At 58.0% G+C, this 6,871-nt stretch carries 7 protein-coding genes; 4 read left to right on the top strand and 3 right to left on the bottom strand.

Features of this window, described 5'->3' with window-relative positions:
• Window positions 1–109: 109 nt before the first annotated feature.
• Complete coding sequence (locus ACSZO1_RS13140; protein WP_437613224.1) at window positions 110–652, bottom strand: HutD/Ves family protein; 543 nt, start codon at window positions 650–652, stop codon at window positions 110–112.
• Window positions 649–2,004, bottom strand: a complete 1,356-nt coding sequence (locus tag ACSZO1_RS13135; protein WP_437613222.1) for a formimidoylglutamate deiminase — start codon at window positions 2,002–2,004, stop codon at window positions 649–651. Before ACSZO1_RS13135 ends, ACSZO1_RS13140 begins: the two co-directional genes overlap by 4 nt.
• 83 nt (window positions 2,005–2,087) lie before the next feature.
• On the opposite strand from ACSZO1_RS13135, the gene hutI reads away from it, so the two are divergent.
• Together hutI and hutG are read left to right on the top strand one after the other, a co-directional pair.
• On the top strand, window positions 2,088–3,305 hold the full coding sequence (gene hutI / locus ACSZO1_RS13130; protein ID WP_437613220.1) for an imidazolonepropionase: 1,218 nt from the start codon (window positions 2,088–2,090) through the stop codon (window positions 3,303–3,305).
• A complete protein-coding gene (gene hutG, locus ACSZO1_RS13125; RefSeq protein WP_437613218.1) occupies window positions 3,302–4,096 on the top strand; it encodes an N-formylglutamate deformylase in 795 nt (264 codons plus the stop codon). Before hutI ends, hutG begins: the two co-directional genes overlap by 4 nt.
• Before the next feature lies 1 nt (window position 4,097).
• On the opposite strand, the gene hutC is transcribed toward hutG, so the two are convergent.
• Window positions 4,098–4,853 (bottom strand): histidine utilization repressor, encoded by a 756-nt coding sequence (gene hutC, locus ACSZO1_RS13120; protein ID WP_437613216.1) that lies wholly within the window; start codon window positions 4,851–4,853, stop codon window positions 4,098–4,100.
• A gap of 415 nt (window positions 4,854–5,268) precedes the next feature.
• Between hutC and ACSZO1_RS13115 the strand changes: the two genes are divergently transcribed.
• On the top strand, window positions 5,269–6,126 hold the full coding sequence (locus ACSZO1_RS13115; RefSeq protein WP_437613214.1) for a transporter substrate-binding domain-containing protein: 858 nt from the start codon (window positions 5,269–5,271) through the stop codon (window positions 6,124–6,126).
• Window positions 6,127–6,139: 13 nt separating this feature from the next.
• Entirely contained in the window at window positions 6,140–6,859 is a 720-nt protein-coding gene (locus ACSZO1_RS13110; protein ID WP_437613212.1) for an ABC transporter permease, read from the top strand.
• Window positions 6,860–6,871: the final 12 nt, after the last annotated feature.

Here is a 6,871-nt window from a genome sequence, read left to right as displayed (position 1 = left end):
CAGGATAGCTTATCGGTAGCTAACCGTCCCTCCATCCACATGACCAAGCGTTGCACTTATTATCTGAATTCGCGTTGTTTTATTTCACCCCGACACACTCCGGGGCGTTTTAAGGGACACGGCTGATCGCGGCAAACAGCAGCAAGGCCTGAGCGGAGCATGGCGTCAGTGGTGTGCCATCTTCCGTCCACCATGCACCTTCGCCCGCCTGTAAACGTTGCGCACCACATTGCCACTCGCCACGGATGACCCAGCAAACCCCCATTTCACTTTGTTGCGCGCTATCAGTGACGATAACCGCACTGTCGAACTGGTCGCGGCGCGTCATGATATTGAAATCATGACTGGTTGCGCCATGCAGCGTGGCGTGGATCGGCAGCTCGCCACGAAAGGCGAAGGGTTGATCTGGCGTGAGAGTCTGTAGCAAATGCCCCTCGCTGTGCAGCGCCACTTTGTCACCCTGTAGCAGGGTGATCACCCGATCGACACCGGGAAACAGTGAGAAATCTCCGCTGCTGGCGATGGTGGCAATACTGGCGCGCCAGCCAAACTCGCTGGCATCAGGCGGCCAGCTGATAATTTCGCGTGTCTCACCGCCCCCATTGCGCCATTTGCTGACCGGCAGGGTGTCAAAGCGGTAGTGATGCATCATTGCAGCGCCTCCATTACCGCGGCAAAGCGCTGCTGGCTCTCTGCTTCTGCCGCATGTTTCCCGGCGGTGATCACCTGCTTACCCGCCACCCAGACATCACGGATCTGCCCGCGATGACCGGCAAACAGCCAGCGATTGAGCAGCGCATGGTCCGGGCAGCTGGCCAGCCAGCTCTCCTGTTCCAGCACCAGCCAGTCGGCGCGCTGGCCTGGGGCAAGTACGCCGGTTTTCACGCCACACGCCTGCGCACCGCCCGCAGCCGCCTGCTGGTACAGCACGTCGCCCACCGACGGTTGTTGCGCGGTGACAATACGATTGCGGCGACGGTCACGCAGCCGCTGGGCATACTCCAGCCAGCGCAGCTCCTCGACCACATCGAGTGACACATGGCTGTCAGAGCCGATGCCCCAGCGGCCACCCTGCGTGATATAGTCCGTTGCCGGGAAGATGCCGTCGCCAAGGTTGGCTTCAGTGGTCGGGCACAATCCCGCGACGGCACCGCTGCGTGCCAGACGCTGAATTTCATCCTGATCAAGATGGGTGGCATGGATCAGACACCAGCGGGCATCTACTGCAAAGCGGTTCAGCAGCCAGCTCACCGGGCGTTCACCGCTCCAGGCGAGGGAGTCGTTAACCTCTTTCTCCTGTTCGGCAACGTGGATATGTACGGGAAGATGCGATGAGGACGCTGCCAGCACCTGCTCCATCTGCTGCTGGCTGACAGCACGCAGTGAGTGGAAACACAGACCGTGATTATGCAACGGCTTGTCGCGCAGCAGATGCTGCAGTTTCTCCTGCTGGCGCAGATAACTTTCCGCATACTGAATAAAGCGTTTTTGTCCGGCCTGCGGTGGCTGGGCGCCAAAACCGCTGTAGCTGTACAGTACCGGCAGCAGCGTCTGGCCGATGCCGACATCCTCTGCTGCTGCGATCAGCTGTTGCAGCATGTCATCGTCAGCATAGGGATTACCGTGCGGATCATGGTGCAGATAATGGAACTCCGCCACCTGGGTATAACCGCCTTTCAGCATGTCGATATACAGATGGCGGGCGATATCCCCCACCTGTTCCGGTGACAAACGCTGCACCATGCGATACATCAGATCGCGCCAGGTCCAGAAACTGTCCTGCGGATCGCCCGCGACTTCCGCCAGCCCGGCCATCGCCCGCTGAAAGGCATGTGAATGCAGATTGGCTATCGCCGGGATCACCGCGCCGGGCAGGGGAGTGGCGTCTCCGGCCTCGCTGTCGGTATGAATCGCTCTGATAAAACCCTGCGCATTGACCTCAATCCGAACCGCGTGCTGCCAGCCCTCTGCCAGCAAAGCGCGTGGCGCAAAATAACTCGACATGGTTGATCCTCAGGCGTTGTGGTTGTATATACATATACATACTTTAACGACTTCTGTAAATGGCGTGATGGACGGGAGAGCAAATGGCAGTCGAATTAAGCTGTGACAGTGTGTGGTATGGGGCTGACCTAGTCACCATGCGCGAGGGCCGCTACAACCTGATTGCCGATGGCGCACTGGCGGTGCGCGACGGGCAGATTGTCTGGATCGGGACACGGGAGGAATCAGCCTCGATTCAGGCCGCACAGCGCACCGACTTTGGCGGTGGCATTGTGACGCCCGGGCTGATTGACTGCCATACCCATCTGGTGTTTGGCGGTGACCGCAGTGGCGAGTTTGAGCAGCGCCTTAATGGTGTCAGCTATGCCGGGATTGCCGCGCAGGGCGGCGGTATTCTCTCCACCGTGCGCGCCACGCGAGCCGCTTCGCTGGATGAACTGGTCAGCAGCGCGCGCTGGCGCATTGATCGTCTGCTGGCGGAAGGGGTCACCACGCTGGAGATCAAATCCGGTTATGGTCTTGATGAAGAAAGCGAACTGCGTATGTTGCAGGCCATCCGTCTGCTGGCACAGCAGGTGCCAGCGGATGTGATGGCGACCTGTCTGGCGGCGCACGCCTTCCCGCCGGAATTTAAAGATAACCCTGATGGCTGGGTGGATGTCATTTGTCAGCGTCTGCTGCCGGAAGTGAAAGCGCAGCAGCTGGCGGATGCCGTGGATGCGTTCTGCGAGCACCTCGCCTTTTCCCCTGCACAGGTGACGCGCGTCTTCGAACGGGCGCAACAGCTGGGACTGCCGGTCAAACTGCACGCTGAACAGCTGTCATCGCTGGGCGGCAGTGCGCTGGCGGCGCGTTTCAACGCCTTGTCCGCCGATCATCTGGAGTACGCCACCGAGAGTGATGCACAGGCGATGGCCGCACATGGCACGGTAGCGGTGCTGTTACCGGGCGCGTTTTATCTGTTGCGTGAAACCCAGCGACCACCGGTGGAACTGTTCCGTCAGTATCAGGTGCCGATGGCGCTGGCCAGTGATGCTAATCCTGGTACTTCGCCGGCGTTGTCGCTGCGTCTGATGCTGAATATGGCCTGCACTCTGTTTGGCATGACGCCGGAAGAGGCGCTGGCGGGTGTCACCCTGAATGGCGCGAAAGCGCTGGGACTGGAGAAGAGCCACGGCACGCTGGAGTGCGGCAAAGTGGCGAATTTTGTTCACTGGCCGCTGGCGCGTCCGGCGGAACTGGTTTACTGGCTGGGCGGACAGCTGCCTTGCCAGGTTATCTATCGAGGAGAGGCGCAATGACCCCGTATCACTTTTCGACCGGCAGCCTGCCGCTGCTGATCAGTATTCCCCATGCCGGAACGGCGCTGACGCCGGAAGTTGAGGCCGGATTAAGTGACGCGGCGCGCGGTCTGCCGGATACCGACTGGCATATTCCGCAGCTGTATGATTTTGCCCGCGAACTGGGGGCGAGTCTGCTGGTGGGCAACTATTCACGTTTTGTTATCGACCTGAATCGCCCGGCGGACGATCAGCCGCTGTACACCACGGCCACCACGGGTCTGTTCCCGGAGACGCTGTTTGACGGCACGCCGACGTTTCAGCCGGGCAAAACGCCCACTGAGGCACAACGGCAGGGCTATCTGCAGGATATCTGGCAGCCTTATCACCAGCAGATCCAGCAGGAACTGGCACGGCTGAAGCAGCAGTTTGGCTATGCACTGCTGTTTGATGCTCATTCGATTGCTTCGGTGATCCCGCGGCTGTTTGACGGCCAGCTGCCGGACCTGAATATTGGCACCAACAGTGGTGAGAGTTGCCCGCGTGAGTTCAGTGATGCGCTGGTGGCATGCTGTGAAAATCAGTCGCGCTTCAGCTGGGTGCTGAACGGGCGTTTCAAAGGCGGCTATATCACCCGCGCCTATGGCAAACCGGCGGAAAACCAGCATGCGGTGCAGCTGGAACTGGCACAGTGTAACTATATGGATGAGCAACCGCCGTTTGGCTGGCGCGCTGACCGCGCCGCTGAGTTGCAGCCGCTGTTAAAACAGCTGATTAGCACCTTGCTGGAACAGGGCGCCGCACGCGGATAATTCAGCTTTGCTGCTGAAAACGACCAAACATCTTATAACGCGCGCCAGGATAGAGCAGGCGCGCGGATGTCACCACATTCTCCCGATGCCAGGTACGACGCTGGATCTGCAGGCAGGGTTCCGTGTCACTGATTTTCAGCAGCTGTTGCTCCAGTGCATTGGCATTCACGGCTTCCACCACATGTTCACCGGCGGTCAGTGGCGCGACCTGCGTCAGATAAGCAAACGGGGTGGTGCGGGTGAAATCCTGTTGCAGATACAGCGGTGACACCTGCGGATTGACCAGACGGTCTTCCAGCTGTACCGGCACATCATTGTCATAATGCACGATGCGCGAATGAAACAGCACCGCACCCGGCGGCAAACTAAATGCCTGTGCTGAGGCGGTGCTGGCCTGTTCGCTGCACAGCAGCAGTACCCGGCTGGTGTGGCGATGGCCGCGATTTTCAATTTCATCGGCGATATTGTGCACTTCCAGCATCGGGGTAAAGGCTTTGATCTCGGCGACAAAGGTGCCAACCCCTTGCAGGCGCATTAAATAGCCTTCGGTGGTCAGCTCACGCAGCGCACGGTTGATGGTCATACGGCTGACCGCCAGATTGCTGACCAGCTCGCTTTCCGACGGCACGCGCTGATGCGGCTGCCAGTGACCATTGCGAATCAGATTGATGATGCCCTGCTTCACTTGCTGATAGAGCGGCGCTGGCTCATCGCTGGCCAGCCGGATCATTTCTGCCAGGGTTTTGTACTCAGACACAGCAGTAACCTTTTTCGTGAACATGCTCTGAGTGTACACCAGTTATGTGATCTGTATCTGTCTATACAATAGCGTGTCGCGGAAATTTTTTACCGTGCTGTGTTGATGTTCCATAACAGGGCAGCGTGCCATTTGCTGGTGCGTTACTGGCAGGCGTTACACTAAGTTATAGAATAAATATGATATAAATCAGTTGCCTGATATTTTTTTTATTCTGGCACGCTCTTTGCTGTACTTGTATGTACAAGACATAACAATCACGCTTAACATTTCAATAACAATACCTGTGTCACAGCAATAATTCGTCACTGAGGTATTGTCAGAGTTGTGGTTGTATATACATGACATAACACTTGCAGCACCCCATGATCCCTAACTGATGGTCACCAGACCCTTAATTCTCCAGGAGCGCTTGATGAAACAGATGATGTTATTCCGTCGATTACTGGTTGGCAGCCTTGTTACTGCGGCACTGACTGGCGCATTACCGTTACAGGCGAAAGAGTGGAAATCGATCACCATTGCGACGGAAGGCAGCTACGAACCGTGGAACCTGACGCTGCCGGGCGGCAAGCTGAGCGGCTTTGAACCCGAACTGATGGCGGATCTCTGTAAGCGTATGCAGATGAATTGCAAGCTGGTGGTGCAGAACTGGGATGGCATGATCGCCGGACTGCAGGCCGGTAAGTACGATGTGATCATGGATGCGATTGTGATCACCGCCGATCGCAAGAAAGTGATCGACTTCAGCGTGCCTTACGCCTCCACACCGGCCAGCTTTATCGCGCCGAAAGGTAAACTGCTGCCGGAAGCCACAGGTGAACACGCCATCATTAAGCTGCACGATGATGCGAAAGAGATTGAGCCAGCGATTGCCAGTCTGAAGCAGGCACTGAAGGGCAAAACCATCGGCATTGCCTCCGGCACGGTATATACGCCATTTATCGATGCTTATTTCAGGGATATTGCCACCGTGCGTGAGTATAACGCGTCTGCAGATGCCATCCTTGACCTGCAGGCAGAACGTATTGATGCGGTCTTTGACGACGTGACTTTCGCCGAATCGATCCTCGCTAAACCTGAAAACAGCAATCTGCAATTCACCGGTCCGAAGCTGAGCGGTCCCATCTGGGGCGAGGGTGAAGGTCTTGGCTTCCGTAAATCGGACGGTGATCTGCGCGCGAAACTGGATGAAGCGATCAAAGCCGCGCTGGCGGATGGCACCGTGAAAAAGCTCAGCGAGAAGTGGTTTAAAACTGACGTAACGCCATAAGCGAGGTGCAGTCATGATGGCCATGTTGGGTTTTGGTGAAAATGGCTGGGGCGGTCTGATCCTCAGCGCGGCGTTAACCACCTTGCTGCTGTCGCTGGTGGCGCTGATGGTGGGAGCGGTGGTCGGCGCAGGGGTGGCAGCCGCCAAGCTGTCGCCACGCCGCCCGGTGCGCTGGCTGGGCGACGGCTACTCCGTCATTTTCCGCGGCATTCCCGAGCTGCTGATTATTTACCTGTTCTACTTTGGCGGCTCCGGACTGATTACCCAGATTGGCCAGCTGTTTGGCGCGGACGGCTTTATCGAAGTGCCGCCGTTTCTGATTGGTGCGCTGGCGATCGGTCTGATCTCCGGGTCGTATCAGGGTGAAGTCTATCGCGCTGCCCGTCTGGCGCTGGCACCCGGTGAGATCGAAGCCGCGTACGCCATCGGCCTGCCGAAATGGCGGGTGCTGCAGCGCATTATTGTGCCGCAGGTGGTGCGCTATGCGCTGCCGGGCATGTCCAATGTCTGGCAGATGAGCCTGAAAGATTCGGCGCTGATTTCCGTCACCGGTATTGTCGAGCTGATGCGTGCCAGCCAGGTGGCGGCCGGGTCGACGCGCCAGTATTTCACCTTTTACCTTATTGGAGCGGCCTGTTATCTGGTGCTGACGGTGCTGTCGAACAGTGCCTTCCGTCGCGCAGAAAAACGCCTTGGCCGCGCCCATCAAAGTCGCACGGCGGCGCAGAACTGAGCCCGGAGCCTC

It is taken from the genome of Erwinia sp. V71 (assembly GCF_965644245.1).
In the GTDB taxonomy this organism is placed as follows: Bacteria; Pseudomonadota; Gammaproteobacteria; order Enterobacterales; family Enterobacteriaceae; genus Erwinia.
The sequence above is the reverse complement of the archived record's forward strand: the minus strand, read 5'-3'. Positions and strand labels throughout refer to the sequence as shown.

Coding starts and splice junctions, on each gene's coding strand:
- ACSZO1_RS13140 (WP_437613224.1), bottom strand. CDS start 652: ATGATGCATCACTACCGCTTTGACACCCTGCCGGTCAGCAAATGGCGC.
- ACSZO1_RS13135 (WP_437613222.1), bottom strand. CDS start 2,004: ATGTCGAGTTATTTTGCGCCACGCGCTTTGCTGGCAGAGGGCTGGCAG.
- hutI (WP_437613220.1), top strand. CDS start 2,088: ATGGCAGTCGAATTAAGCTGTGACAGTGTGTGGTATGGGGCTGACCTA.
- hutG (WP_437613218.1), top strand. CDS start 3,302: ATGACCCCGTATCACTTTTCGACCGGCAGCCTGCCGCTGCTGATCAGT.
- ACSZO1_RS13115 (WP_437613214.1), top strand. CDS start 5,269: ATGAAACAGATGATGTTATTCCGTCGATTACTGGTTGGCAGCCTTGTT.
- ACSZO1_RS13110 (WP_437613212.1), top strand. CDS start 6,140: ATGATGGCCATGTTGGGTTTTGGTGAAAATGGCTGGGGCGGTCTGATC.